This window comes from Bacteroidales bacterium (assembly GCA_026418905.1).
Lineage (GTDB): Bacteria > Bacteroidota > Bacteroidia > Bacteroidales > DTU049 > JAOAAK01.
Genome location: JAOAAK010000032.1, coordinates 57,583 through 83,448, shown reverse-complemented (window position 1 = coordinate 83,448; position 25,866 = coordinate 57,583). Strand labels below are relative to the sequence as shown.

At 35.9% G+C, this 25,866-nt stretch carries 25 protein-coding genes; 13 read left to right on the top strand and 12 right to left on the bottom strand.

All coding sequences use genetic code 11. The annotated features are described in order from the left end of the window. The 4 genes from N2Z72_06955 to N2Z72_06940 all read left to right on the top strand — a co-directional run. A partial coding sequence (locus tag N2Z72_06955; protein MCX7697413.1) for a hypothetical protein occupies positions 1–2,021 on the top strand: 2,021 nt, incomplete at its 5' end. Positions 2,022–2,032: 11 nt separating this feature from the next. Continuing rightward, positions 2,033–3,124, top strand: a complete 1,092-nt coding sequence (locus N2Z72_06950; protein MCX7697412.1) for a PorV/PorQ family protein — start codon at positions 2,033–2,035, stop codon at positions 3,122–3,124. A gap of 67 nt (positions 3,125–3,191) precedes the next feature. Further along, positions 3,192–3,662 (top strand): transcription elongation factor GreA, encoded by a 471-nt coding sequence (gene greA, locus N2Z72_06945; protein ID MCX7697411.1) that lies wholly within the window; start codon positions 3,192–3,194, stop codon positions 3,660–3,662. 10 nt (positions 3,663–3,672) lie between these two features. Continuing rightward, positions 3,673–4,074, top strand: coding sequence for an HIT family protein (locus N2Z72_06940; protein ID MCX7697410.1), 402 nt, complete (start codon positions 3,673–3,675; stop codon positions 4,072–4,074). On the opposite strand, the gene N2Z72_06935 is transcribed toward N2Z72_06940, so the two are convergent. The 6 genes from N2Z72_06935 to N2Z72_06910 form a co-directional block, all read right to left on the bottom strand. Next, positions 4,069–4,626, bottom strand: coding sequence for a crossover junction endodeoxyribonuclease RuvC (locus N2Z72_06935; protein MCX7697409.1), 558 nt, complete (start codon positions 4,624–4,626; stop codon positions 4,069–4,071). The two genes, N2Z72_06940 and N2Z72_06935, sit on opposite strands and share 6 nt — an antisense overlap. Beyond that, positions 4,623–6,032: an NAD(P)-binding protein gene (locus N2Z72_06930; protein ID MCX7697408.1), complete on the bottom strand. Its 1,410-nt coding sequence runs from the start codon at positions 6,030–6,032 to the stop codon at positions 4,623–4,625. Before N2Z72_06930 ends, N2Z72_06935 begins: the two co-directional genes overlap by 4 nt. 10 nt (positions 6,033–6,042) lie before the next feature. Further along, positions 6,043–6,657 carry a hypothetical protein gene (locus tag N2Z72_06925; GenBank protein ID MCX7697407.1) on the bottom strand — a complete coding sequence of 205 codons (615 nt, stop codon included), beginning with the start codon at positions 6,655–6,657 and terminating at the stop codon, positions 6,043–6,045. Between the two features lie 13 nt (positions 6,658–6,670). Beyond that, the gene (locus tag N2Z72_06920) at positions 6,671–7,468 is read right to left on the bottom strand and encodes a phosphosulfolactate synthase (protein MCX7697406.1); all 798 of its coding nucleotides are present in this window, start codon (positions 7,466–7,468) and stop codon (positions 6,671–6,673) included. 10 nt (positions 7,469–7,478) lie between these two features. Beyond that, the gene (locus N2Z72_06915) at positions 7,479–8,051 is read right to left on the bottom strand and encodes a plasmid pRiA4b ORF-3 family protein (GenBank protein MCX7697405.1); all 573 of its coding nucleotides are present in this window, start codon (positions 8,049–8,051) and stop codon (positions 7,479–7,481) included. A gap of 63 nt (positions 8,052–8,114) precedes the next feature. Beyond that, complete coding sequence (locus N2Z72_06910; GenBank protein ID MCX7697404.1) at positions 8,115–9,521, bottom strand: CCA tRNA nucleotidyltransferase; 1,407 nt, start codon at positions 9,519–9,521, stop codon at positions 8,115–8,117. Between the two features lie 66 nt (positions 9,522–9,587). Between N2Z72_06910 and N2Z72_06905 the strand changes: the two genes are divergently transcribed. From N2Z72_06905 to N2Z72_06880, 6 genes are read left to right on the top strand one after another with little or no spacing between them, the layout of a single operon-like run. Beyond that, positions 9,588–10,127: a hypothetical protein gene (locus N2Z72_06905; GenBank protein MCX7697403.1), complete on the top strand. Its 540-nt coding sequence runs from the start codon at positions 9,588–9,590 to the stop codon at positions 10,125–10,127. Continuing rightward, the gene (gene pepE / locus N2Z72_06900; GenBank protein ID MCX7697402.1) at positions 10,124–10,855 is read left to right on the top strand and encodes a dipeptidase PepE; all 732 of its coding nucleotides are present in this window, start codon (positions 10,124–10,126) and stop codon (positions 10,853–10,855) included. Before N2Z72_06905 ends, pepE begins: the two co-directional genes overlap by 4 nt. Before the next feature lies 1 nt (position 10,856). Next, positions 10,857–11,453, top strand: coding sequence for a methyltransferase domain-containing protein (locus N2Z72_06895; GenBank protein ID MCX7697401.1), 597 nt, complete (start codon positions 10,857–10,859; stop codon positions 11,451–11,453). Then, positions 11,450–13,549 (top strand): hypothetical protein, encoded by a 2,100-nt coding sequence (locus N2Z72_06890; protein MCX7697400.1) that lies wholly within the window; start codon positions 11,450–11,452, stop codon positions 13,547–13,549. The genes N2Z72_06895 and N2Z72_06890 overlap by 4 nt, the downstream gene beginning before the upstream one ends. Then, entirely contained in the window at positions 13,539–13,865 is a 327-nt protein-coding gene (locus N2Z72_06885) for a rhodanese-like domain-containing protein (protein ID MCX7697399.1), read from the top strand. The genes N2Z72_06890 and N2Z72_06885 overlap by 11 nt, the downstream gene beginning before the upstream one ends. Next, the gene (locus N2Z72_06880) at positions 13,858–14,907 is read left to right on the top strand and encodes a hypothetical protein (GenBank protein MCX7697398.1); all 1,050 of its coding nucleotides are present in this window, start codon (positions 13,858–13,860) and stop codon (positions 14,905–14,907) included. Before N2Z72_06885 ends, N2Z72_06880 begins: the two co-directional genes overlap by 8 nt. Before the next feature lie 80 nt (positions 14,908–14,987). Here N2Z72_06880 and N2Z72_06875 read toward each other — a convergent pair whose 3' ends face one another. The 5 genes from N2Z72_06875 to N2Z72_06855 all read right to left on the bottom strand — a co-directional run bounded on the left by N2Z72_06875 (position 14,988) and on the right by N2Z72_06855 (position 21,438). Beyond that, positions 14,988–16,025, bottom strand: coding sequence for a 2-oxoacid:ferredoxin oxidoreductase subunit beta (locus N2Z72_06875; GenBank protein MCX7697397.1), 1,038 nt, complete (start codon positions 16,023–16,025; stop codon positions 14,988–14,990). Between the two features lie 7 nt (positions 16,026–16,032). Then, positions 16,033–17,871 (bottom strand): 2-oxoacid:acceptor oxidoreductase subunit alpha, encoded by a 1,839-nt coding sequence (locus tag N2Z72_06870; GenBank protein MCX7697396.1) that lies wholly within the window; start codon positions 17,869–17,871, stop codon positions 16,033–16,035. An 85-nt stretch (positions 17,872–17,956) separates the two neighbouring features. After that, positions 17,957–19,018, bottom strand: a complete 1,062-nt coding sequence (locus N2Z72_06865) for a deaminase (protein MCX7697395.1) — start codon at positions 19,016–19,018, stop codon at positions 17,957–17,959. A 62-nt stretch (positions 19,019–19,080) separates the two neighbouring features. Continuing rightward, positions 19,081–20,835: a hypothetical protein gene (locus N2Z72_06860; protein MCX7697394.1), complete on the bottom strand. Its 1,755-nt coding sequence runs from the start codon at positions 20,833–20,835 to the stop codon at positions 19,081–19,083. Between the two features lie 57 nt (positions 20,836–20,892). After that, complete coding sequence (locus N2Z72_06855; protein MCX7697393.1) at positions 20,893–21,438, bottom strand: RNA methyltransferase; 546 nt, start codon at positions 21,436–21,438, stop codon at positions 20,893–20,895. 48 nt (positions 21,439–21,486) lie between these two features. Between N2Z72_06855 and N2Z72_06850 the strand changes: the two genes are divergently transcribed. From N2Z72_06850 to N2Z72_06840, 3 genes are read left to right on the top strand one after another with little or no spacing between them, the layout of a single operon-like run. Beyond that, positions 21,487–21,744, top strand: coding sequence for a hypothetical protein (locus N2Z72_06850; protein ID MCX7697392.1), 258 nt, complete (start codon positions 21,487–21,489; stop codon positions 21,742–21,744). A 9-nt stretch (positions 21,745–21,753) separates the two neighbouring features. Further along, the gene (pdxA, locus tag N2Z72_06845) at positions 21,754–22,515 is read left to right on the top strand and encodes a 4-hydroxythreonine-4-phosphate dehydrogenase PdxA (GenBank protein MCX7697391.1); all 762 of its coding nucleotides are present in this window, start codon (positions 21,754–21,756) and stop codon (positions 22,513–22,515) included. Continuing rightward, a complete protein-coding gene (locus N2Z72_06840; GenBank protein ID MCX7697390.1) occupies positions 22,512–25,004 on the top strand; it encodes a bifunctional UDP-N-acetylmuramoyl-tripeptide:D-alanyl-D-alanine ligase/alanine racemase in 2,493 nt (830 codons plus the stop codon). The genes pdxA and N2Z72_06840 overlap by 4 nt, the downstream gene beginning before the upstream one ends. Before the next feature lie 6 nt (positions 25,005–25,010). On the opposite strand, the gene N2Z72_06835 is transcribed toward N2Z72_06840, so the two are convergent. Continuing rightward, positions 25,011–25,859 carry a hypothetical protein gene (locus N2Z72_06835; GenBank protein MCX7697389.1) on the bottom strand — a complete coding sequence of 283 codons (849 nt, stop codon included), beginning with the start codon at positions 25,857–25,859 and terminating at the stop codon, positions 25,011–25,013. Between the last annotated feature and the right edge of the window lie 7 nt (positions 25,860–25,866).

Below are 25,866 nucleotides of genomic sequence, written 5' to 3'. Positions count from 1 at the left end.
AGATGTGTATAAGAGACAGGGTACCTGTTGAGGAAGTCAATGGAGCAGACAAGGGTATTGTTCACTCATTTAGAATTTTAGAAGACCAATTTGCTACATCAGATAAAAGACTTGTTAACTTTAAGAAATATTATTTCATGGTGATTGCTTATGCCTACAATGAGTACGAAAAATATTCACAGGACCCTGATTATCAAGAACCTGGTGAGGCTTCTCTTTATGGTCAGACTAAACCATATTTGGCAGGACGTAAAAATATTCGTGTTTATACTGCAATTCCACATGATCCACGTGCGGAAAACTATGGAACTGAGGTGAATGCAAATTACGGCGATTCGCCTGAAATAACGCGTATTGAAGGACAAGGTAATGGAGGTCTAGAACTTGAATTGACCGAAGAGAGCAGACTTGAGATTCTTCAAAATGGTGTATCTATTACACCTACATACGAAGCAGGAAAAGGCCCCATTGATGTAAAAGTTGTGGATCCACTCAATGTAATTGGTGTTAATTGCGTAGTGCGATTTGATACTACTTTGGGAATTGATACTACTTATTGGTATTTGGATGTTTATGATGATCAAAACAATCTTATTGCTACATATAAGTCAGATCAAAGTATAAAAACTCCTTTTGAACAATATTTTCCTGATCTAGGCATTTCCATAACCATTTCACAAACCACATTACCAGGCGATCAAACGCATGAAACCAATGGGTTTATAACCGCAGAAATAGTTTATTCTGATCCAAATGATCGTTGGTTGAGCGGTTTGCCTGATATTGATGGAAATACACCATATAATTGGATTCGAGCAGGTACGCTGGAAAACAAAAATGATCCTACATATAATGATTTTAAAGATGGTAATAATTTTATCGATCCTGGTCAATATTATGAGAAAATTTTAAATGGAACATGGGCTCCCTACAGATTGACTTCTCATGAGACTAACAATCCTGGGATACCGGCTTTCAAATCTTTTTTAACTCTTAATAAGATGAGTAATCTATACAGTGTAGATATAGTGTTAACACCTGATAAATCTAAGTGGTCAAGGTGTCCAGTGATTGAAACATGTGACGACAAGTTACTTTCTGAGGGTAATGCTGCTAAAGGAGAGTTAAGAAAACATCCATCAGTGGATAAGAATGGAAATTCTGGTACCCCTGAGGCTACGTATGATGGGAAGACCATGAGCATGGGATGGTTCCCGGGTTATGCTATTAATGTTGAAACTGGTGAGCGTTTGAACGTTATGTTTGGTGAAAACAGTTGGTTTGCTGGTGATAATGGTCGTGATATGATTCTTAATCCTACAACTACTGTCGAAGCTCTGAATCAGTATATCTTTGGTGGAATGCATTTCATTTACGTATTTGGTCACAATGGTACGACAGCCAACGATGTTCCAGCCTACGATGAAGGAGATTACATTTACCAAAAATTAAGTAATCCTTCTTCAACCAATATAAGAAATGTTTTCAAAGATGCTATGTGGGTTGGTATTCCTTTATTAAGGTGGAATCACAAATGGTTGAACAGTGAAGTAAGGATACGTATACGTGTCACGAGACCTTATAAACAAAATTATTCTGTTACTGGTATTGCTAATCCTAAGAATAAAAATTATCCGATGTACAGGTTCTCGACTCATAAATTTGCGCCAAAGTTTAACATGGTTGATATTGCTCGTTCGGTACTTGACAACATAAACGTTGTTCCTAATCCATATTATGCGAGAAGCGACTATGAAATCAATCAAGTTGACAATCGAGTAAAGATCATCAATTTACCATCTAAGTGTACGGTGAGTATTTACACGTTGAATGGTGTACTGATTCGTCAGTTTACAAAAGATGATCCTGAGGTAACGTATATCGACTGGGATCTTAAGAATGAAGCAGGAATTCCAATTTCAGGAGGATTGTATCTTATTCATGTAAATGCACCAGGAGTGGGAGAACGCACCATTAAATGGTTTGGTTCATTACGTCCATTGGATTTAAATAATTTCTAAAATTGCAAGCAATGAAAAAAACATTAATTTTTCTTTTGATGTTGATTTGGTTCCCAATGTGGAACAACATCAAAGCTGGTAATGAAGATCGTGCTGGAGAGGCAGGGGCTGGTGAGTTGCTTATTTTGCCTTATCCACGAGCTAATGGGTGGGGATTATCTAATACGGCTGTGATAAAAGGTGTAGAAGCGATGCATTTAAACGTTGCAGGAATTGCTTTTACTAAGTCTACGGAGTTACTTTTTGCCAATACAACTTGGCTTAAGGGAAGTGGTATTCAAGTCAATGCTTTTGGTTTTACTCAAAAACTGAGTGAATTTAATTACCTTGGCTTAAGTGTCATGTCGATAACTTTTGGAAACATACCTATTACAAGGGTAGATGTACCCGAGGGAGGTATAGGAAATTTCAGACCTTCTTTTCTGAATGTAGGAATGGCATATTCACGCTCTTTTAATAACAAGATTTATGGTGGAATTTTAGTAAGAGTAATTAATGAAGCCATTTCAGATAATAGTGCTCAAGGCATAGCATTGGATGCAGGTCTGAAATATGTTACAGGAAAAAATGAAAATATTCACTTTGGGATTTCTTTGAGAAATATAGGGCCCCCTATGAGATTTAAAGGTGATGGATTAACAGGTCGAGGTAATTTTCAGAACTCAGATGTAAGCTTAACTATAGAAAACAGAAGTGTTGCATTTCAGTTACCAGTAGTTTTAAACATTGGAGCTGCATATGACTTCATTATAGACCCAGATCCTATTAACCCTCATGTGCTTACTGTAACTGCTAATTTCTTGTCCAATGCTTTTGGTAAAGATGGTTTTTCAGCTGGATTTGAGTATAATTTTAAAAATCTTTTCTTACTTCATGCTGGATATACTTATGAGCAGGGAATGTGGGATGTAAGTACTCGAACAACCGCTTTTACTGGTCCAACTGCTGGTTTAACTATTCAGGTACCTTTGAATAAAGAAAAGCAATCTTTCATTGCTTTGGACTACGCTTATCGTGCTTCCAATCCTTTTGATGGGACGCATGTTTTTGGCATTAAATTAGATCTTGGTAATCCCACCCCAAAAGGTTCAAAGAAAAAGTAAATTGTAATAATTTAATATGTCTTACTTGATGTGCCTGCATAGGCACATCAAAAATTTTTATAACGATATGGGAAAACAAACATTAGTTACCAGAGAGGGTTATGAAAAATTAAAAGCAGAATTGGAATATTTAATTTCTGTTGAACGCCCACGAATATCCCAACAAATTGCCGAAGCAAGAGAAAAAGGAGACTTATCGGAGAATGCGGAATACGATGCCGCGCGTGAAGCTCAAGCTATGCTTGAACTCAAGATAAATAAACTACAAGAAATAATAAGTAACTGTAAAATCATTGATGAATCCAAACTGGAAAGTGATAAAGTTCGGATACTTTCTCGTGTAACTTTGTTGAACTTGAAAACTAACCAAAGAATGACTTATACGCTAGTGCCTGACAACGAAGCTGATTTGAAAAGCTCAAAGTTGTCTGTTAATAGCCCAATTGCTCAGGCCATATTGGGAAAAAAGAAGGGAGAAGTTGTAGAAGTTCAAGTCCCTGCTGGAAAAATGAGTTTTAAAATTGAAGAAATAGAATAAATTATAAATTATGAGTAGTATTTTTACAAGAATTATTCGACGTGAACTGCCTGCATATATTATTACAGAAGATGATAAATGTATCGCTTTTCTTGACATCAATCCACTTGCAAAAGGTCATACTTTGGTAGTTCCAAAGATAGAAGTAGATTATTTGTTTGATTTGCCTGATGAGATTTATTCCCATTTATGGTCGGTTTCCAAGAGAATAACGAGAGCTCTTGATCAGTGTGGATGGGGTACAAGAGTTGGTGTAGCTGTAATTGGGCTTGAAGTACCTCATGCACACATTCATTTGGTACCTATTAGGAACTTGCATGACCTAGATTTCTCCAAACCAAAACTAAGATTGACGTCAGAAGAATTTGAAGAGATTAAAAATACGATTATTGCTTGTTTAAGCAAGTTATAAAATTCTATCCGGATTTTGCTCTATAAATTTTTTCCAATTTGAGGTGGGAGAGTGTATGATTTTTTTTGTTTTGATAAAATAGGTAAATGCTACAGCAGCTGCATCTGTTGCATCTGTCTTTAGTTTGTCATTTAATTGAAAAAATTGTTTTATCATAAATGATACTTGTTGTTTACTAGCGTTGCCTTTACCTGTCACACTTTGTTTAATTTCGCCAGGAGTTAAAGTCAAAATGGGTATTTTAAGGTAGTGACCTACCGCGAATAATATTCCTTGTAAACGTCCTAATTTTAGCATGGTTTGCACATTTTTTCCCAAGAAAGCATTCTCAATGACGACAATATCAGGTTTCTTGGCCTTGATGTAGTTTGAAAAAAAATCAAAAATATCTTTAAGTTTTTCTTCATGAGTCGTCTTGCGAGAATTAAAGACATTAATATCTAAAATTTGTACTTGTTGAAATTTCCCTAGGTAACCTTTCATGAGGCAATATCCTAGGTGTTTTGTGCCGGGATCAACTCCTAAGACGGTTATATGTTTTATTAAACTCATGTCTTAATTTCTCCTTCCAAATATGTGTCGTAATCAGTATTAATATTCCAGAGGTCATGTCGTGCATTGTAAATGATATTTTCAGCAGCTTTGATTCCCATGAGTATGCTGTGGTCCTGATTGTTGTATTTGTAGCTTCCGTATCGACCTATGAGTTGGAGATTATCAATGAATTGAAAATAATCCTTTATTGAGGCTAAAATTTTTTTATATCCTGCGAAGTAGACAGGATAAGACTTAGCAAGTCGAATAACTTTTCCGTCGAGAATTTGGGAAAACTGAACTAGGTTTGTTTTGACAATTTCTGTCGATGCAAGTTGAATAAGCTCTTCGTCATTAGCAAGCCAAATTTTATCTTCGTCAAAACACCAATACTCCATAGCAAGAATGGTATAAGGATTTCCTCCATATAATGTTGGAACCCAATTTCGAAAATTAGTGATACGACCACATAAGAGTCTTTCATCATGAACATAAATCCATTGATCATCAAAGAGGTGATTGTTGTCAATCAACAAATAAACAAGTATGGTATTTCTAAAACGAAGTTTTGATGCTAATCTCTTGATTTCAGTTGGGATGTCATCTATAGCATTTATCAAGTCAGTAATAGGCATGGATGAAATAACATGGTCGTAAGGAATAAAATCACCTTTTTCTGTGAAGATACCCGTTGCTTGATGGTTATGTGTTTCGATTTTTTTTACTTTGAATGGATAAAAGTTGGCACCGTGATGAAGTGCGTAATTAATCATGAACTCGTAGACCTGTCCACTTCCTTGAAGAGGATATTTGAATTTTTCGGCAAGGGTTTTATGTCTTTTTTTGGTTGATGGAAATAAAATTGATTTAATAGCTTCAGATAGTGAAAATTTTTTAATTCGTTGTTTAGCAAAGTCAGCGTCCAATTCATGGCATGGAATCCCCCATAATTTTTCTGTATAGGTCTTGAAAAAAGTTTTGTAGAGTTTTTTACCGAATTGATGTATGACCCAAGAGTCGAAGGTATCCAAATCTTGCGAAGGTTTGATTTTCTGAACTAAATAGCTGAAAAGAGCTTCCGTTGTTTCTATAGGGTTAAGTTTCGTGACTATGTCAGAAGCTTGCAAAGGATAATGAAAAAACTTACCCTTATAATATATTCTTGTTTTTCGTTTGACATAAGCAAATTTACCATCCACACACTCGTCCCAAAGCTGGTTGACAATAGGATCATAGCTAAAAAATCTATGAGGTCCCAGATCTGCCTTCTGCTGCCATAGTTCAATGGTTGCAGCCATTCCACCAACATAAGGTGAAGGTTCGTAGATGTCGATTTGAAAGGAATGTTTTTTTTGATGTTTGGATAAATAATATGCTGCCGTCGATCCAGCAGGTCCAGCTCCAATGATAGCGATTTTTTTCATGCATATCTTCTTATGGACCGAAAAGCCATGCTACAGAAAGCAACCACGCTGAATGCAAGTGTAAATCAGTTGCGGGATCATTACCTAGAAGTCTGTATTGTAGTTCGAGGAGAATGCCTGAAGGGTTGTCTTTTTGAGAAATGATGAAACCTCCTGTAAAAATGGTGGAAAAACCTATATTAGTTAAATCATTGCCAGTTAGACTTAAACCGCCAAGTGTGGAAAAAGTCAGACGGACAGGAGTAGTTCTACTTAATCCAAAAGTGGGATAACGTGGAAAAAAACGACCACCTATTAAAATGTCAAAATCGAAATACTTTCGAAATGGAACAGAATCAATATTAGAGATATCTACTTGCCTAAATCCAACTCTTGTTTCAAATTGAATGTCAGACTCCTTGCAAGAAATAAGTCCCAGAGCAAAACCTATTTGATTTCTAGCTTTATAGTTAACGTTCTTCCATGTAACTCTTTGTTGAAATCCTACATCAAAAGAAACACGAAGAAATGCAGTAACGGGCTGATACGGAACCTCAGTGATTTTTATGTTTATAGTAGATTCTTCTTGAGCATAAAAGTTCAATAATGATAACATTAAAGTTGCGAAAACTATATTTTTCTTCATGATAAAAGTTGAATTAGATATCGAATTCTTTATAGAAGTTTTTTAGTTCGTCTGGTAAAAACTGAAAGAACGTATCACCGCGTAGTCCTAAGCGAAGTGTTTCAAGTGGAATAACTTCAGAAGGAGGAATGTTACCGAGATTAACATTAGCACCAAATTCTTTGATGAAATATACTTGTTGACTTTTCTGAGGGGCTTCCCAAATAATTTTTTCAAAAGGTACTTTTTCAGAAATCTTAGATATTAATGTTTTTTTAGCCGCTCCACTGTGGTTATAGATGCCAATATTCCCAGCTTCGCGTGCTTCAGCAATGACGTAAGAGGAACCTGCTTCCAATTCTAAAAGCATTTGTTTAACCCATTCAGCAGGTTTGATGATAATTTCTGGTCTTTTAGAGCCAACTTCACTAAGAACAGTAAAGTTTTTGGCAAACGTAGAGATGTATTTGCATTTAGCATTATGATCGAAATCCATGGAACCATCGCTAATTTCCACTGTATCTAATTCAAATTTTTCAAGTAATTTTATGAATTCGTTGATTTGCCCACGTATAAGATAAGCTTCAAAAAGTGTCCCGCCAAAGTAAACCTTTATTCCTGCTGATTTATAAAGCTGAATTTTTTCTGGGAGCTTTTGGGTAACGACAGCTGTTCCAAAACCTAATTTAACAAAATCTATAAGATGCCCAGCAACATCGAGTAATCCTTCAATTTCTTGTAAACTTAGTCCTTTATCCATCACCATGTTAAGCCCAAATTTTCTGGGTTTAGTGGTTCGTTCTGGTAAATGTTTTAGATTGAAATTTGTCATAATTTATTTTTTATTTATCCTCGTCTGTAAAATAATCACTTTCCAAATCCAATTCTTGATTGTCATCGGATAACAATGCTTTGAGGTCTTCTTCGTCAGGGATTTGGTTGTTGAACTCACTTTCGGTTAAAACATTTTCATGAATTAGGTTTTTAAATGGAGGTGTTTCTATGAAGGGTTCCCCTATAGATTCAATAATTTGGGGATATAATGAATGTTCTTTACCCTGGAATGTCTTAATAAGTTCCAGATTAAATGTATACATGTTCATAAAATCGTATACATACGCCAGCTTTTGATGAGGATCATCAATAATTTGATTTAACTTAACATTTTCCATCAGTAAAATAGATTCAGCATTTTCATCGTCGTTCACATTCATATCGATGAGTGTGATTTCCTTTTTTTTATTGTATTTGTTGTCGAGAATGTAAAAAGATGCAAGTTCGTTTCCTTCCAATTTTAAGATTTTGTATAAGTAATGATGTAATTCCAGGAAAGTAAAATTTGCAGGTATATCAATAACTCTGAGAAAGTCATCGTTATCATCGCTGGTTATCCTAAAACGATAGATGTGTTGCATATTATTTTTTTACAAACCTACAAAATTTTTGCTAAATGCTTGATTTCATAAATTGGTGACAAATTAATTTCCATTCATTAAACCTAATTTTTTGGCTTGTTCATAGAGGAAATTCAAAGCGGCTTCTTTTTCATTCGGAATAATGCCATCTAGAATAGCATCCTTGATGCTTTTTTTTAAAGTGCCGATTGTAGGTCCTGGAGGGAGATGCAGTAATTTCATGATTTCGTCGCCAGAGACGGGTGGCTGAAAATTTCTAATGCGATCTTTTTGCTCTACTTCTAAAATTCTTTCTTTCAATATACGAAAATTCTGCAGGTAACGTTTAACTTTTTCTCGGTTACGACTGGTGATATCAGCTTCAACTAGAATAAAGAGGTCTTCTAGTTCATTGCCAGCATCGAAAATAAGGCGTCGGATAGCACTATCGGTAACCCCTTCATCTACAAGATTGATAGGTCGAAGATGTAAGGAGATAAGTTTGGAGACATATTCTGTTTTTTCTTGGGAGAGGTGAAGTCGTTTGAAAATGTCAATCACCATACGGCTACCAATAGCATCGTGACCATGAAAGGTCCATCCTTTTTCTTTGTCAAGCTGTTTTGTTCGTGCCTTTCCAATATCATGAAGTAGAGCCGCCCAACGAAGAGCAATTTTTTGTGAGGATCGAGAAACATTGTCCAGGACTTTTAAAGAGTGCTCAAAGTTGTCTTTATGATGGTAACCTTCAACAGTTGAAACACCTTTAAGGTCTACGAGTTCAGGGAGGATTTCATGTAAAAGGTAAATCTCGTCAAGTAGGCGAAAACCACGAGAGGGATTAGGTAAGGATAGTATTTTTTCCAGTTCTTCATTAATTCTTTCAGGTGCAACGATTTTAATGCGATGAGCATTTTGTCGGGCTGCTTCTAACAGTTTTTCTTCAACTACCAGCTTAAAACGGGTAGCAAACCTGACTGCTCGTAGAATTCTTAAAGGATCCTCATACAGTGTAACCATGGGATCGTTGGGGGTCCTCAAAATCTTGTTTTCTAAATCTTTCACCCCGTTAAACGGATCGGATATCTCTCCGAAATTTTTTCCGAGAGATATACCAATTGCATTGATGGTGAAATCCCTTCTGAGCTTGTCTTCGTATAGAGTTGCAGGCGAAACAATAGGGTTACGACTAAAATCACGATAGCTCTCTTTACGGGCACCTACTACTTCAATGTTTATTCCATGATAAGTAAAATGTGCCGTACCGAAATTTCTAAAAATTACTACTTGAGGTGAAGGTTTTAATTTCGAAGCTAACTGCTTAGCAAAATAAATTCCATCACCTTCCACAACTAAATCAATTTCAGTTCCCAATTGACGAAATAGCAAAAAGTCTCGCACGTAACCTCCAATAACTTCACAGGGGTAATTCAATTCAAGGGCAGTTTGATGTATAATTTCGAATATAGGATGGGATAATGCTTCTTTCATATTGCAAAATTAGAGATTAATCAGAAGTAAGGAAGAAAGTTAGAATTTGTATTTTTGCAAAAAAACATGAAAAAAAATCTACAAATAGAACAAATTGTCGTTGTTACGTTAATAATCGTGCTTGGTGCAATAGCGAGAATTTTGTCTATTATACCTAATGTTACACCAGTAGCAGCTATGGCATTATTTGGTGCTGCTATGTTTCCACGTAGGTGGATGTCACTTGTAGTGCCTATATTCGTTATGCTAATAAGCGATTTTATTATAGGTTTTTATTCTCTCTTTTTGATGAGTTTTGTTTATTTTGCTTTTTTGTGTACGTCGTTACTGGGATTATTGCTGAAAAAAAACATAAATTTTATACGTGTGGTAATGTTTTCCCTACTTAGTTCTGTTTCTTTTTTCATTATCACCAATTTTGGAGTTTGGGCCGAGGGATTATGGTATCCCATGACATTTGAAGGATTGATTCAGACGTATGTGATGGCTATTCCTTTTTTCCGCTACGAATTGCTTGGCACATTAGGTTATTCACTTTTGTTTTTTGGCTTATATGAGTTATATAAAAAATATGTTTTCAACTTAGCTAAAAATTCAATCAAATGAAAGCATTATTATTGAGCAATTCCACCATGCCCGGCGAAAGCTATCTGGGATGGTGCAAAGAGATTATAGTAAATTTTTTTCGCCACGATGGAATCCATGAACTTGTATTTGTACCCTACGCTGGGGTAAATCTTGATAGCAACAGTATTGAATCTTCTTATGATGCATATACCCAGAAAGTAGCTACAGTTTTGAAAGAGTATCAGGTAGATGTGATACCTCTTCACCGCGAGGTTGATCCTGCATTTTTAATTAAGCAAGCAAAGGCTATACTTGTAGGAGGAGGGAATACGTTTTATCTTGTGTATAAACTTCATGAACTTGGTCTGATGAATTTAATATCGGATCGAGTGAAAAATGAAGGTGTTTTGTATGCGGGATGGAGTGCGGGAGCAAATATAGCTTGTCCTGGACTATTTACCACAAATGACATGCCTATCATACAACCCATTTCTTTTTCTGCATTGCAGCTTATTCCGTTTCAGATAAATCCTCATTATACGGATGTTCAACTTCCCCAACATGGTGGAGAAACACGAAGACAGAGAATTGCCGAATTTTTACAGGTAAATCGTCAAATGAAAGTTATTGGCTTGCCTGAAGGAACATATATTCTAGTAGATCATGATAATATTGTTTTTCATGGTCAGCAGCCTGCCCTGTGGTTTGAGTTTGGAAAAGAACCTGTAGAGATAGAAAATGCAATGAATCTAAGTAGGTTCATATAAGATGATTGCTTATTGGGATGAAATTTATCGAAGATCAGGGTATCATTATGGAACTGAACCCAATGTTTTTTTTAAAACATTTATAGATGGGAATCAATTTAGAGGTAGAATTTTAATGGTTGCCGAAGGAGAAGGGCGAAATGCTGTGTATGCTGCACAAAAGGGATGGGAAGTTCATGCTTTTGATATAAGCAAAGAAGCAAAAAAGAAGGCTTTGGAACTTGCTCGAAGTAAAAATGTCAACATTCGTTATGATATTTTATCATTTGAAGAATTTACTGCAAAATTTGAGTTTTATCATGTGGTGGCTTTGATATATGCTCATGTGCCACGTCCTATTCGTCATAATTTTTCTAAGAAATTATGGGAATCTTTGGTGGTCGGAGGAAAATTAATCATGGAGGTTTTTTCTGAAAAGCATGCTTCTCGACACACTTTTGGACCTCAAGAACCAGATTTATTGTATTCTCCTCATACTATCATCGAAGATTTTTCGTGTTTTAGGATTGAAATGTTGGAAGAGCGCACTGTTATGCTTCAGGAGGGAGTTGGACATCGAGGTGAAGCTGACATCATTAGTTTAATTGCTAGAAAATGAACTGGAAAGAAGTTGTTGATTCTTATGAGATATTCAATGAACCTGTTCGACTTTTAGATTATCGTATACTAGAAGGAGCTAACTATTTCAGTCATAGACCAGTTGTACTCCTTGAGATAGATCTTGGCGACTATGATGAGGTATTTACTCATCAGATTATTGGTTTTTTTGAAAAGTTAACTTCGCTTATCCCATCATTGGAAGAACATTATTGTTCAGAGGGAAAGAGAGGTGGTTTTTATGTGAGGCTTCAAGAAGGAACTTTGTTAGGTCATGTAATAGAGCATGTGGCTATAGAATTACAATCACTTGCGGGTCTTCCTGTAACTTTTGGTAAAACAAGAAGTACTCTTCGGCAAGGTGTATATACTGTTATCTACGAGTTCAAAGACGAAATCTTTGGAATACTTGCAGGGAAAGGAGCTCTTAACATCATAAATTCAATTTTAACCGGAAAGAATTTTGATCTGGAAAAATTTATTGATTATTTAAAAGATATCAAAGAACGTAGATGGTTAGGTCCAACAACGGAAAGCATAGTTGCTGAAGCGGAAAACCGAGGGATACCGTGGTTCAGATTGGATGAATTTAACTTTATTCAATTGGGGACTGGGAAATTTTCGAAACGATTAAGGGCATCAATGACTGAAAACATTTCAGTTTTAACAGTTGATATCATCAAAGATAGATTGACGACTTTAAAATTACTTTCCCAGCATGCTTTACCCGTAATGAAATACGATGAAAAACCTTTTAGTGGAAAGTCATACATTGTCACTACTCGGTTTCGTGAAAAAGAAAGAGTTCAATTTTACTTGGAGCGCGACTATCTTGAGATTATGGAGAATGATTGGATTTATCTTCAAACTACATCGCCAATTATTTACCGATTTCTTGTTATAGGAGATCAGGTTGCTTCGATTGTGAAAATGATACCGCCTTTTGTTGAAGGAAATGGAGTACAAAATATTAGAGAATTGTTTTTACAAAAGTTGGGTAAAGAGCTTGAAGGAAACTCACTTTTACGAGTTAATTTTCAGTTACAATTGAATCATTTTTCACTGGAGACTGTCCTTGAGAAAGGTGAACGGTGTTGGTTGGATGGCAAAGTTTCTTCAGATCTAGGAGGTATAATTGCTGCTCAATCGAACGTTCATCACGAATGGAAAGCTATTGCTGTTCAAGCGGCAAAAGTACTGAGAATGGATGTTGCAGGTATAGATATTTATGCCAAGAATATAGAAGAAGAACCTTCTGGTTTTGATGGAATATATCAGATTGTTGCTTCGCCAGATTTTCGTAAGCATCTATATCCTGATGAGGGCAATGGAAGAAATGTCGCACGTATACTCCTTGACTATCTTTATCCCTCAATCATGCCGGTTTGTGTTCCTTTGGTTGCAGTAGGAGGAAGTGATCAACAAGCACGATTTATACAATTAATTTATCCGTTATTGCAGTCGTATTATTCTCATATTGCTTTTTACGATGGGTATTCCTTGCAAGCTGGTAACAGAATTTTTAAAGCTTATCCACGACAGAATAGTGAAAATATAAAATTGTTACTTCAAGATCCAAACGCAGATTTTATCCTTGCCAAAGTGCCAGATGAACTAATTGTTTACAAGGGGCTCCCATATGCTTTTGCTGAAGTTGGAATCGTTCTAAATACGTATCCAGAATTTGCGTCGAAATTTGGTTTTCATCGTGCTTCCGATTATGCTTATGCTCAAGGTGTCGTTCTTGAACAAGTTTCTGATGATGGTTTTATTATTGTTAATAGCAGAAATCCTTATATTGGCGATTTATTGTCGCAAGCTTGTAAGCAAAGAGTTTTCTTTTCTGCCGAGTATCTTACATCTGATCAAAGACAGTTGGGTAACTACTATCTTATGGTTGATAAAGAAAAACTAATTTGGGTTGACAAGGATGGATATTATGATAAAATTTGTTCTTTGAAAAATTTTCCAGGAGAGTGGTTTGACCAACATAAGAATTTGCACGATTATGTACTTGGAGCATTAGCTTTTTGCATAGCTTACGAAAAAAAATGCCCAGGTTTGATAAGAAAAATGTTTGATTACTATGGAATTTAAAAATATTACACCATCGGAACTCAAAAAATGGATCGATGAAGGTAGATCTTTTCAACTTGTAGATCTTCGAGAGACTCATGAATTCAATTTTTCTCACATCGATAGAGCTATTAATATTCCAGGATTTAAGGTGTTAAGAAAACAATTAGAAGAATTTAAAACAGACATTCCTATTGTTTTATACTGCAAGCTTGGTATGAAATGTATGGAACTTTACCCGATAATATACGAAATCAATTCTGAAGTATATTGTCTTGAAGGAGGAATTTTCCAATGGAAAAATGAAATAGAACCTTGCTTGGATATATATGAATAATAAGGAACGTTACATTGAAGAAATTACTAAGAAGGCTCAACTGATTTCTCAGATGTTGGAGAAAGAAGTAGAATCATATCAAAAAGGTCAAGTACCGATCCATTGGAAGGAAGCTTTTGCAAGAAATAAGTGGTTTACATTTGAAAATATTTGTTATTCCTTCAAACATTGGATTCACTTGTTTAGTTCGGTTGAAAAAATAAAAAATTGGCTTTCTCATTACGATATACCTATTATTCGACCTCGACGAATATTGTTGATTCTTCCAGGGAATATTCCTCTTGTTGGCTTGCATGATGTTATTTGTACGTTACTAACAGGGCATCAAGCATATGTGAAGCTAAGTTCGGACGATGAAGTTTTGATGAAACATATGCTTGATATTTTTCAAGAAGTTGGTCTTGCAAGAGATGGTCAAATTATTTACAAGGAAAAAATTGGAAGGGATTTTGACGGAGTTATTGCTTCAGGAAGCAATCTAAGTGCCAATACTTTTCGTTTTTATTTTCGTGACATGTGTACTATTATACGAGGGCATAGAAATAGTGTAGCTGTTTTGAGTGGTGAGGAAACAACAGAAGAGATGGAGGCTCTTGTCGAAGATGTGTTTGTTTATTTTGGGCTTGGATGTCGCAACGTATCTTTTTTCTTTGTTCCTGAAAATTACGATTGGAAACTATGGACTGAGGCAGCCAAAAAATTTGAATATCTTCTTGATCATACCCCATACTCGAATAATTACCTTTATTATCGAGGTTATTTTGGCATGATGTTAGAAAAAAATGTGTCCGATAAAGGCTTTTATTTGTTACGACCACATGAGCAAATTCATTCTCCGATTGCTGTTATACATTATAAAACTTATAGGAATTTAGAAGAAGTTTATCAGTTTCTGAAAGAAAAAGAAAATCTTATACAGTGTGTAGTTTCAAAAAAAAATGTCATTTCCAGTGCTCTTCCATTTGGAATGACTCAAAAACCTTCGTGGAATGATTATGCTGATAACATAGACACGATGAAATTTCTTGTTAAAATACAATGACACACTCATTTCACTTGCTTTAAGTGGAATTATTGTTGTTTTAAATAATTACTTCTAGAGTTTAATGGTAATTGCTGAAGTTATGAAGGTATTTCCCAAATATCACCACTGTTAAGAAGATCGTCCATGCACTTGATGTTGGATTTTTCTTTTACCTGTTGAATTTGTTCTTCCATCAGGTCGTCGTAGGTTGGAGCAGGTGCAGAACGAATAACACCTAAGATGATTGGATTTGTCATTTTTGCAAGCATCAGATGAATTCCTGGATCAACTTGATATTGATCATGCACAAGAATGTCGTCCTTGGTTATGCCATTTTCACCTATGGTTACCACTTCTAATTGGCGACCATTTAAGCGGATTCCTTTGTCGTGCTTTTTTCCAAAAATAATGGGTTCGCCATGCTTAACAATTGCAATACGATCATCTCTTACCTCTTTAGCGGTTAGGTGATCATAAGCACCATCATTAAATATAACGCAGTTTTGTAAAATTTCTACCACAGAAGTTCCATCATGCTTGGCTGCTTCATAGAGAATATCTGTAAGTACATTAGGCATCTTATCAAGTCCACGAGCAAAAAAAGTACCTTCAGCACCAATCACCAGTTCTCCGACATTAAAAGGATGTTCGATAGTTCCATAAGGTGAAGTTTTTGTTTTTGCACCAAGTGGTGAGGTAGGAGAGTATTGTCCTTTCGTTAGCCCGTATATCTGATTATTAAAGAGAAGAATATTTACGTCTAAATTTCTTCTAATAATATGGATGAAATGATTACCTCCTATGGCAAGAGCATCACCATCACCGGTAGCTATCCAAACACTCAAACCAGGATTGGCAATTTTAATTCCGGAAGCAATGGCAAAAGCACGACCATGAATACCATGAAAACCATAGGTATTGACATAATATGGAAAGCGGGAACTACATCCAATTCCTGAAACAAAGACGTATTTTTCTTTTTTATATCCTATTTCTGGCAATACCTTTAAAACAGCGCTGAGTATAGCATAATTACCACAACCTGGGCACCACCGTACCATTTGATTACTAACAAAATCTTCTTTTGTTAAAGGTACGGGTGATTTTTCTATGGTATTACGAATATATCCTTTCATGATGTTCTTAATTTAAAACACTTTTAAAATATTGAACTAATTCTGATACGGTAAATGGTTGTCCTTGTACCTTATTATATCTCAATAAGCTTACATTTTCAAACATAGCTTGTAAATACCTCGCGAATTGACCGCGGTTGAGCTCAGCGACAACAATTTTTTTATCTTTAAACAAGCTTAGTATTTCTTGGGTTCCTGGTGGAAGTGGATGAATGTATCTGAAGTGAGCGTGTGCTACAGCTATACCATCTTTTAGAAGTTCTTCTATTGCTTGTCTGACTTGACCGAAGGTGCCCCCCCAACTGATGACAAGAAGGTCTCCATCAGCATCGCCATAGAGTTGTTGGGTTGGCAAGCGTTTGACAATTCGTTTAATTTTTTCTTCGCGGTATATCACCATTTTTTCGTGGTTTAATGGATCGGTCGATACTTCTCCATAGATGTCGGTTTTTTCGAGTCCACCAATACGATGCCTGAGCCCTTCCATTCCTGGGATTGCCCATTTTCTAACAAGTGTTTCAGGATCACGTTCATAAGGATAATAGGTAGTATTAGGAATTGCATAAGGCGGGTGGATGTCAGGGAGATCTTGCATCTTAGGAATTTTGAAGACTTCACTGCCAAACCCAATGTAACCATCGGTTAACAAGATAACGGGAGTCATGTGTTCGAGAGCAAATCGAGCTGCTTCAAAAGCAGCATAGAAACAATCAGCAGGAGAAGATGCAGCTATAACCATGAGAGGAGCTTCACCATTTCTGCCATATAGTGCTTGAAGCAAATCCGCTTGCTCGCTTTTAGTGGGCATTCCTGTTGAGGGACCAGCTCTTTGTACGTCAACAATAACAAGAGGAAGTTCGGCCATTACGGCAAGTCCCATGGCTTCGGATTTAAGAGATAATCCAGGTCCACTCGTTGTTGTTACACCAAGAGCACCAGCAAAACTAGCACCAATGGCTGATGTGATTCCTGCAATTTCGTCTTCGGCTTGAAAAGTTTTTACGCCAAGTTCCCTGTGTAAAGAAAGCTCCATGAGTATTTCAGTAGCGGGAGTAATGGGGTAAGAACCAAGGAATAATTGCAATTTAGCTTTTTCTGCTGCAGCCATAAGTCCCCATGCAGTAGCTTGATTTCCAGTAATATTTCTGTACTTACCAGGTGCAAGATTTGTTTTGGGTATTGAAAACGAAGGAATGTCCTCCGTATTACTGACAAAATCATAGCCTGCTTCGAAAATCTCTTTATTAAGTTCAAATACTTCTTGTTTTTTACCAAATTTTTTTCTTAAAAGCTCAATCAATTGTTGTTTTGGAAGAGAAAACATATTGGCAATCATGCCAAGCACAAAAATGTTTTTGGATCTTTCACCAGTTTTTTTATCGTAACCTTTTTCAATGGCAATTTGTATAGCCATTCCTGAAATGGGATAGTGTAAAACATGGTAATTGTTTAAGGAACCATCGTATAGGGGATTAGATGTATATCCAACTTTTTCAAGAAGTTCCTCAACAAAGGTTGTTTCATCAACAATGATAGTAGCACCAGGTTTTGCAACTTTTAAATTAGCTTTGAGCGAAGCAGGGTTAAAACAAACAAGAATGTCAACTTGATCACCGGGAGAAAATATTTTTCTCTGACCAAAATGAATTTGATAACCGGAGACGCCAGCTATGGTGTTTCGTGGAGCACGAACTTCAGCAGGAAAATCTGGAAAGGTTGCCAAATCTTCTCCAGCTAAACTAATAGCTTCAGAAAATATAGTACCAAGCAATTGCATTCCATCACCACTGTCCCCAACAAATTTCACCACAATGTCTTGAATCAATGTGGGCGTTTTCTCATTCATATGTTTAATTCTTTGAACAAAAATAATTTTTTTTCACTTCAGTTTGAGTTAAAAATGACAAAAACCATCAACTTTTACCATGATGTTATTGGTTTTCGTATCTTAATATTTCATCGTTAAAATAGAACAATTCAATTCCAGCTTGTTTAAACATTGTTTCGGTATCTTTGCTATCGTGGTAACGATATTCACATACAACCCTTTTGATTCCACTATTGATGATAAGCATGGCGCAAGTGCGACACGGTGTCATTTTAACATACATCGTGGAACCTTCCAATGGTATTCCGAATCGAGCAGCCTGAGTTATAGCATTTTGCTCAGCATGAACCGTACGAACGCAATGAGTAGAGATATGACCATCTTCATGAATCATTTTTTTAAATAAATGTCCTACTTCGTCACAGTGAGGTAAGCCGACTGGTGAACCCACGTAACCTGTCACAAGAATTCTTTTGTCTTTAACTACAACACAGCCGCTGCGTCCTCTATCACAGGTAGCACGCTTAGCAACAGTATTGGCTATTTCCATAAAGTATTCATCCCAACTCGGGCGCTGATAGGGAATACCAGTTTTTTGAGCCTTCATTCTTTTTTCGATTTCCTCTAAAACATATTCAATTTGATCGTAGAGTTGTTGAAAAGTCCCATTGTTGTCCAGGAAAAAGTCGGCTGCTTCCATGCATTTAAGGATGTTTTGCTGAAAAGGTTCAACGTTTTCTATTTCACGATTTTCATTTTCAATGAAAGTTTTAAAATCAACTTGATCGGTTTCACTACCACGTTGCAAGATGCGTTGATACCTGATTTTAGGGTCGGCATCAATGGCAAGTAGAAAAAAACCCCCTTTGCTTTTGAGAAAATCAATCTCTGCAGGAGTCCGAATGCTTTCTATAACAGCATTTTGGTTATTCTTGACAGCCATATTAAAGAGCTGTTCAATGATATAAGCGGGATGGTGGGTTTGACGAAGCTTGTTAGCGACTATCACCATACTATCTCGGTTGAGAGGAAGACCCCTCTTTTGAATTTCTTGAGTTAAAAATTTTCGTACAGAAAAATGCTTAAAATTTTTCTCGCGGATTAAATAATCTACAATCGTCCCTTTGCCAGACCCCAATGTTCCTGTGATGCCTATGATAATCATGTGTTGGAGGTTTTATATAAAAAAAAAGGGGCTTTCGCCCCTTACGAAACTTATCATGAAAATTATTTTACAATGTTCTGAAAATCTGTTGTATTGAAGTATTTGATGAATTCTCTGTCTTCTTTTGCTTCAGCTTTCAAAGCAGGATTTTTCTCAATGGCCTTCTTAAGGTTATCATAAAGCATTGTAGTATTGTTTGTACGAGCACCAACTACGGCAAGTAAGTAATATACTTCAGCAGTCTGAGGTTTAACACAATTGAACGTGTTAGTAGCCTCACTGTATTTTCCAAGTAATGTTTGTACAAGCCCGATATTGTAACGACATGTAGTGGTACCGAATAAATTCATTGCTGCGTTGTAATCACCTTCACGAATCTTAAGAATACCAAGATTATAGTTTACATTGACACCAGACTGAGCTTTTTCGTAAAGTGATTTTGCTTGATCATACTGTTTGTTCCAACTGGCTATGACACCCATATTGGCAGTAACAATGGGGTTGTTGGGTGAAAGAGCGTTTGCTTTTTCAATGAAAGGAGTTGCTTCCTTGAGGTTCTGTTGTTTGAGGAGAATGTAACCAGCATTATTCCAGAATTTCCAGTTATCAGCGTATATTTTAGTTCCAGTTTTGTAGATAGTGAGTTTCTTATTCAAATCGTCCGTTAATGTTGCAGCATAAAGCAATTCTTCAGGTTTAAGACTGTCGGGGTTGGTAAGAGCTAACTGGGCAATTTTTTCGTCTGTGTATTTAGGTTCATAACAATTGATAGAAATTTCAGCACGACGTAAGGGTTCTAGAATGGCTTCTACTTCAGCATAAACAATAGCCATATTCTTAATTTCTTGTTCACGACGAGCTTTATCAGGTTGCGAGCGAATAACATTGATGATAGCTTGTTTGTCCTTGATATTTGATTTTTCAATTTGCTTCATGAATCCATCAAAATCTTCACCTTTAGCATCTGTATTAATGACGTAAGGACGTTTGACTTCTTCATATTTTTTCTTCTGTTGTTTTGCTATTTTAGTATCTAGATCTTTAATGTAGTTTTCAATATACTTTTTAGCTTCGTCACCACGTTTTTTTGATAGATCAGCATTGTAAGATTCTTCTCCTTCTGGGGAAGCCCATGCTTGAATATCAATAGATTTGATTTTCCATCCTTTAGCAATAAAATCTTCAGCTTTTTTGCGAATAGCTTGATTTTCTGCTAGTTTATTTAATTTTTGATTCATGGATAGATTGGAGCTGTTGTAATCAAAATATAACACCGATTTTTCTGATATAATAACTTCTTTCTTATAACCATGATCAGCTAAAAATACATCTTCGTCTTTACCGACTCGTTCACTGGTGTAGATAACACCATCAGCAAGTTTGACTTCACCCAGAGCAACTGTTTTTTTGCCTTTTTTAGCAACAGCGTTAACAACCAGTTCAGAAGCATTCATTTCAGGCTTGTATGGAATCACATCTGTCCATTCGAAAGTACTACCTTCTTTATACTTAATGATGGTACCACTACCACCTTTTACTTTTTCTCCAGCAAGAATGATGGATTTACATGTGTGACTTCCACCGTTCCACTTGAGTACCGGGGTAAATTCAACAGTTGCTTTTTTATTGAAATATTTTGCTGGGAAGGCACCCTTAACAGAAACATTAATTTTGCCTCCATGTGTTTCTAAAACTTGGGGTTTGGTTTCGTACTTTACAGTGTGGTACTTCTTTTGCATTTTCTTGAGGCCACAACCTGCTGCAATAAAGGAAAGCGTGATTATTGCTACACCCAACCTTAAAAAATATTTCTTCATAATTTTCATGTTTTATTGTTGGCAAAAATAATATTTTTTTTTATTCACCCAAAAAAATTATTTCTTATATAGGGTATAGAATTCTGTAAAATAAGCATATGCGACAATACCAAAAGCGACGCTAACATTCAGAGAATGCTTTGTTCCAAATTGTGGTATCTCGATAAAATAATCGCAAAGATCCAAAATATCTTCAGATAAACCAAACATTTCATTACCAATCACAAGTATCAATTCAGGTGATCTAAAAGAAAAAGTGTGATCGAGAAGAAGACTTTTATCGTTGACTTGTTCAAGACCTACAATCATTTTTTTCTTATTACGTAATTCTAAAAGAAGATTCCTGGTTGAAGAGTGATATTCGTAATCAACAGATTCTGTAGCCCCAAGGGCAGTTTTATGGATTCCAGAAGAAGGAGGTACTGGGGTTATACCGCAAAGGTAAATTTTTTCTATAAGAAATGCGTCGCATGTTCGGAAAACTGAACCAACATTGTGTTCGCTCCGAACTTGATCCAGCACAACTTCAAAAGGAACTTTCGTTTTTCTTTTGTATTCATCTATGCTAAGGCGGTTTAGTTCTTCTGGCTTTTTCTTACGTATCATACCGTAAAGATTTATTTTCTACCTTTGCCTGAGATTAAATTCCATATGTTGAACAAAAATAAAACTTTGCCTGTTGTTGGTATCACCCATGGTGACATTAATGGGATCAGTTATGAAATTATTCTAAAATCCTTGGCCAATCCTGCGTTACTTGAGTTGTGTACTCCCGTTATTTATGGGAGTTCTAGAGCCATTTCTTACTATAGAAAACTACTCAATTTGCCAGAGTATGTAATTAATATTACAAAAGATATATCATCCATTCGTCCCGGAAAAATTTACATATATAACCTAACACAATAATAAATTAAAATTGATGTAGGAAATGCTACCGAGATTGCCGGCAAGTATGCATTGTTGGCTTTAGATCAAGCAATCGAAGATGCCAAGAAAGGCTTAATCGATATTTTAATAACTGCACCCCTTAATAAAAAAACATGTCAGATTTATTCAAAAGAATTTAGTGGGCATACGGGTTATCTTGCCCAGAAATTCTCAGTGTTAGATCACCTTATGATAATGGTATCCGAACATATGAAGGTGGGGTTGGTAACTGAACATGTCCCAATTTCAGAGGTTTCCTCTCACATTACGATTGATAGAATATTGAGCAAAATCAATTTACTTTACCAATCACTATTATATGATTTTGGAATTATTAATCCCAACATAGCAGTTCTTTCATTAAATCCCCATGCTGGGGATGGAGGTGTTATTGGACAAGAAGAAAAAGAGATCATCATTCCTGCCATCCAATCTGCCTTTGTAAGTTCAAAATTGAATGTTTTTGGGCCATACCCAGCAGATGGTTTTTTTGGTTCCTATCGTCATAAGCAATTTGATGGTTTACTTGCCATGTATCACGATCAGGCTCTTATTCCTTTTAAATTATTGGGTTGGGAGGAAGGCGTTAATTACACCATGGGATTACCTATTGTGAGAACTTCTCCAGCTCATGGAGTTGCTTATGACATAGCTGGTCAGAACAAAGCTTCCGAGCGTTCTCTGACAAAGGCCATTTTACTCGGAATAGAAATTTTTCAACGCAGACTTAATGCTTCAGAATTGTCATGATCGAAATTACTTTGGCCCACGAAGATATAGTCAACATTCTTAAACCGATTTCTTATCGAATACTTCATGATTGCTCAGTTCGGTATTTAGCGTGGGACACTCGTTCTTTGCCTGAAAAATCTACTCACGTTTTATTTGTAGCTCTTCGAGGCCCACATCATGATGGTCATAATTTCATTGATGAAGCTTATCGAAAAGGTGTCAGAACATTTTTAGTGGAGAAAGAGATCCCATCATCATCGTTTGAGGATATTAATTTTTTTGTCGTTTCTGATACTATCGAAGCTTTACAGGAATTAGCTATCTATTTTCGTTCTCGATTTGATTTCCCTATCGTCGCCATCACTGGCAGCAATGGCAAAACAGTAGTCAAAGAATGGCTTTTTCAAATTCTGGGCTCTATCACAAAGAAGCATATTTTTCGAAGTCCGGCAAGCTATAACAGCCAAATTGGAGTACCATTATCGGTATTGATGGCTCATGGTAAGAACTATACCTATGGTATTTTTGAGGCCGGTATTTCTCAACCTGGAGAGATGCAGAAACTTCAAAAAATTCTAGAACCTCAAATTGGTATTTTTACCAATATCGGAACGGCTCATCAGGCTAACTTTACTTCACTTGAAGAAAAAGCACGTGAAAAAGCTTTTCTTTTCAAAGATGCACATTTGATTGTTTACCGATCTTCATATAAAGAAATTGAAAATGCATTAGATTGGTTAGGAATTGAAAATGATAGACGTGTTTCGTGGGGACATAAAGAATCCGACATATGTGAAATTTTAAGCATTAGTACTGAAGCATTTAGGTGCAAGGTTTTATTCAGGTTTGAAAATAATGTTCATACGTTGTCTATTCCTTTTTCCGATCAAGGTTCATTTGAAAACATTTTTCATGTTTACGTGTTGCTCAGGAAACTGGGATTTTCTCACGAGCAGTTGCAAGAAGAAATATTCAAGCTAGAACCTGTGGAGATGCGCTTGGAGGTTAAAGAAGGAAGAAACAACTGCATTATCATCAACGATACGTATAACGCCGATTTGAATTCGATGACTATAGCATTTGATGTACTCTCTAGATTTGAAAATAGAAAAAAAACAGTAATTATTTCAGATATTTTTCAAACAGGTATTGAAATCAAAGAGTTTCATGAATTTTTGCAAAGGCATCTTCAAAAAGCTGGAGTTCATAGACTTATTGCCATCGGAGAACAATTACAACAATTTAAACCCATTCATGATTGTTTTTTTGAACATTATGGACGTACGGAAGACTTTCTTAAAACAATTTGCCGAGATTCTTTTCACGATGAAGTTATTTTGCTCAAGGCTGCTCGTTCTTTCGGATTTGAACGCATAAGTGCTTTGCTTGAAGAAAAGCTTTTAAAGACTAGATTGGAAATCCATTTACAGGCCATTGCTCATAATTTGGAAATAATAAGAAAAAAATTACCAGCTGGTGTACGGATTATGGCTATGATGAAAGCCTTTGGGTATGGAGGTGGAAGTATCGAAATAGCTCGTTTTCTCTCGAAGCGTAACGTACATTACATTGCAGTAGCTTATACTGATGAGGGAATTGAGTTAAGAAGGGCTGGAATTAAATTACCCATTATGATCATGGAACCTGCTGAAAATGACTTTTTCGATATATTACAGCATGATTTGGAGGTTGAAATCTACGATTTTCACATTTTACATGCTTTAATCAATTTTACTCGAAATCAAATGATAGAGTTAGATAAATCCATTTCAATACATTTAAAATTTGATACAGGAATGCATCGCTTGGGTTTTACTCAAGATCAACTTTCAGAACTTTTAAAATTACTAGTTTCAAATCCTCAACTGAAAGTTGCTTCTGTATTTTCTCATTTTTCTGCAGCCGACGATCCTCAGCATGATGATTTTACAAGACAACAATATGGCGTTTTTCAAAATATTGTGGAGCGATTGGAGAAAACATTAGGTTATCCGTTTCTAAAACATATATGCAATTCGGCTGCTTCCATTCGTTTTCCCGAAATGTCGATGGATATGGTGCGACTTGGCATCTCCTTGCTTGGCGTTACGCTGGTGAAAGATGTCTATAATGATCTGCAGCCAGTTCTTGTGTTGAAAGCTCCTATTGTACAAATCAAAAATATTCCACCAGGTGAATCTATCGGATATAATAGACGTGCAATATCGAACAAACTTCGTAAAATTGCCATTCTCTCTATAGGGTATGCAGATGGATTGAACAGAAAGCTTGGAAATGAACAATGGAAGGTTTACATACATGGAAAAGAAGCACCTATTATTGGAGATATTTGCATGGATACAACATTCATCGATGTCACACATCTTCCTCATGTTGCCCCGGGAGATGAAGCAGAAATCTTTGGTACCCATCGTTCTGTCATCGAATTGTCTCAAATTCTAGGAACAATACCTTATGAAATTTTCACTACTATCAGTCGACGCGTTAAACGAGTGTATATCGAATGATGTTTCTTATGACTTTTTTTCCTCAGTGTTGAATTTCTCAAATTGATTTAAAAGTTTTTTCAATTCATCTTCAAGGTAATTTTTAGTTTGATGAACAAAAGACTCAATTTTATTCAAACCATTTCGAGACTCTTCTTGCAAGTTTGTTAATGAGGCTTCGTATTGTTGGAGCTCTTTTTTGAATCCTGCTTGCCACAGTTCGATTTCATTTTTCAGTGCATTCCATTGTTCTTTTCCTTCGTTTTGTAAACGAAGAAGTTCGCTTTGCAGTTTTTCAATATCCTGGACATGTTTTTCTGTGAGTTGATGTATATCGGTTACTATTTTAGCTTTGAATTCTTCAAAGAAATTTTTTGCTGTAGTGAGTTCGGCAGTTAAATTTTGCTGAATTTTTTGCAAATCCTCGTTTACGCTTGAAGAAAGTGAAGTAAATTTTTTCTGAAATTCCTCTATCGCAGCTTTTAAATCATTTTTTAGTTCCTTGTTTCTTTTGCGAAAACTCAAAAAGATTATTACCATCAAAACAATAAAAAGAAGGAGTGCTAAAAGTGTCAGTATCCACATCAGTTGAAGAGTTTTGTCATTTGCTTTGTTCTGATTGATAAGTGCGTTGAATTCTTCCGTTTGTTTTTTTTGAGCATTTAGTTCCTGCTGGATTATGTTAAATTGTTTTTCATCATTGGTCATCATTGAATCTGTCAGCTTATTTAAATTTTTTATTTGTTCTTGGAGTTCTTTTTGTTTGACCTGAAGCTGGTAAAAGTTTCTGTAAAGAACACGTAATGAATCAATAGCAAAAAAGGGATGAGGTTTACAAAAAACTACTAAAATGAATAAAAATAGATATTTTTTCATATGACTA

Coding starts and splice junctions, on each gene's coding strand:
- N2Z72_06950 (MCX7697412.1), top strand. CDS start 2,033: ATGAAAAAAACATTAATTTTTCTTTTGATGTTGATTTGGTTCCCAATG.
- greA (MCX7697411.1), top strand. CDS start 3,192: ATGGGAAAACAAACATTAGTTACCAGAGAGGGTTATGAAAAATTAAAA.
- N2Z72_06940 (MCX7697410.1), top strand. CDS start 3,673: ATGAGTAGTATTTTTACAAGAATTATTCGACGTGAACTGCCTGCATAT.
- N2Z72_06935 (MCX7697409.1), bottom strand. CDS start 4,626: ATGAGTTTAATAAAACATATAACCGTCTTAGGAGTTGATCCCGGCACA.
- N2Z72_06930 (MCX7697408.1), bottom strand. CDS start 6,032: ATGAAAAAAATCGCTATCATTGGAGCTGGACCTGCTGGATCGACGGCA.
- N2Z72_06925 (MCX7697407.1), bottom strand. CDS start 6,657: ATGAAGAAAAATATAGTTTTCGCAACTTTAATGTTATCATTATTGAAC.
- N2Z72_06920 (MCX7697406.1), bottom strand. CDS start 7,468: ATGACAAATTTCAATCTAAAACATTTACCAGAACGAACCACTAAACCC.
- N2Z72_06915 (MCX7697405.1), bottom strand. CDS start 8,051: ATGCAACACATCTATCGTTTTAGGATAACCAGCGATGATAACGATGAC.
- N2Z72_06910 (MCX7697404.1), bottom strand. CDS start 9,521: ATGAAAGAAGCATTATCCCATCCTATATTCGAAATTATACATCAAACT.
- N2Z72_06905 (MCX7697403.1), top strand. CDS start 9,588: ATGAAAAAAAATCTACAAATAGAACAAATTGTCGTTGTTACGTTAATA.
- pepE (MCX7697402.1), top strand. CDS start 10,124: ATGAAAGCATTATTATTGAGCAATTCCACCATGCCCGGCGAAAGCTAT.
- N2Z72_06895 (MCX7697401.1), top strand. CDS start 10,857: ATGATTGCTTATTGGGATGAAATTTATCGAAGATCAGGGTATCATTAT.
- N2Z72_06890 (MCX7697400.1), top strand. CDS start 11,450: ATGAACTGGAAAGAAGTTGTTGATTCTTATGAGATATTCAATGAACCT.
- N2Z72_06885 (MCX7697399.1), top strand. CDS start 13,539: ATGGAATTTAAAAATATTACACCATCGGAACTCAAAAAATGGATCGAT.
- N2Z72_06880 (MCX7697398.1), top strand. CDS start 13,858: ATGAATAATAAGGAACGTTACATTGAAGAAATTACTAAGAAGGCTCAA.
- N2Z72_06875 (MCX7697397.1), bottom strand. CDS start 16,025: ATGAAAGGATATATTCGTAATACCATAGAAAAATCACCCGTACCTTTA.
- N2Z72_06870 (MCX7697396.1), bottom strand. CDS start 17,871: ATGAATGAGAAAACGCCCACATTGATTCAAGACATTGTGGTGAAATTT.
- N2Z72_06865 (MCX7697395.1), bottom strand. CDS start 19,018: ATGATTATCATAGGCATCACAGGAACATTGGGGTCTGGCAAAGGGACG.
- N2Z72_06860 (MCX7697394.1), bottom strand. CDS start 20,835: ATGAAGAAATATTTTTTAAGGTTGGGTGTAGCAATAATCACGCTTTCC.
- N2Z72_06850 (MCX7697392.1), top strand. CDS start 21,487: ATGTTGAACAAAAATAAAACTTTGCCTGTTGTTGGTATCACCCATGGT.
- N2Z72_06840 (MCX7697390.1), top strand. CDS start 22,512: ATGATCGAAATTACTTTGGCCCACGAAGATATAGTCAACATTCTTAAA.
- N2Z72_06835 (MCX7697389.1), bottom strand. CDS start 25,859: ATGAAAAAATATCTATTTTTATTCATTTTAGTAGTTTTTTGTAAACCT.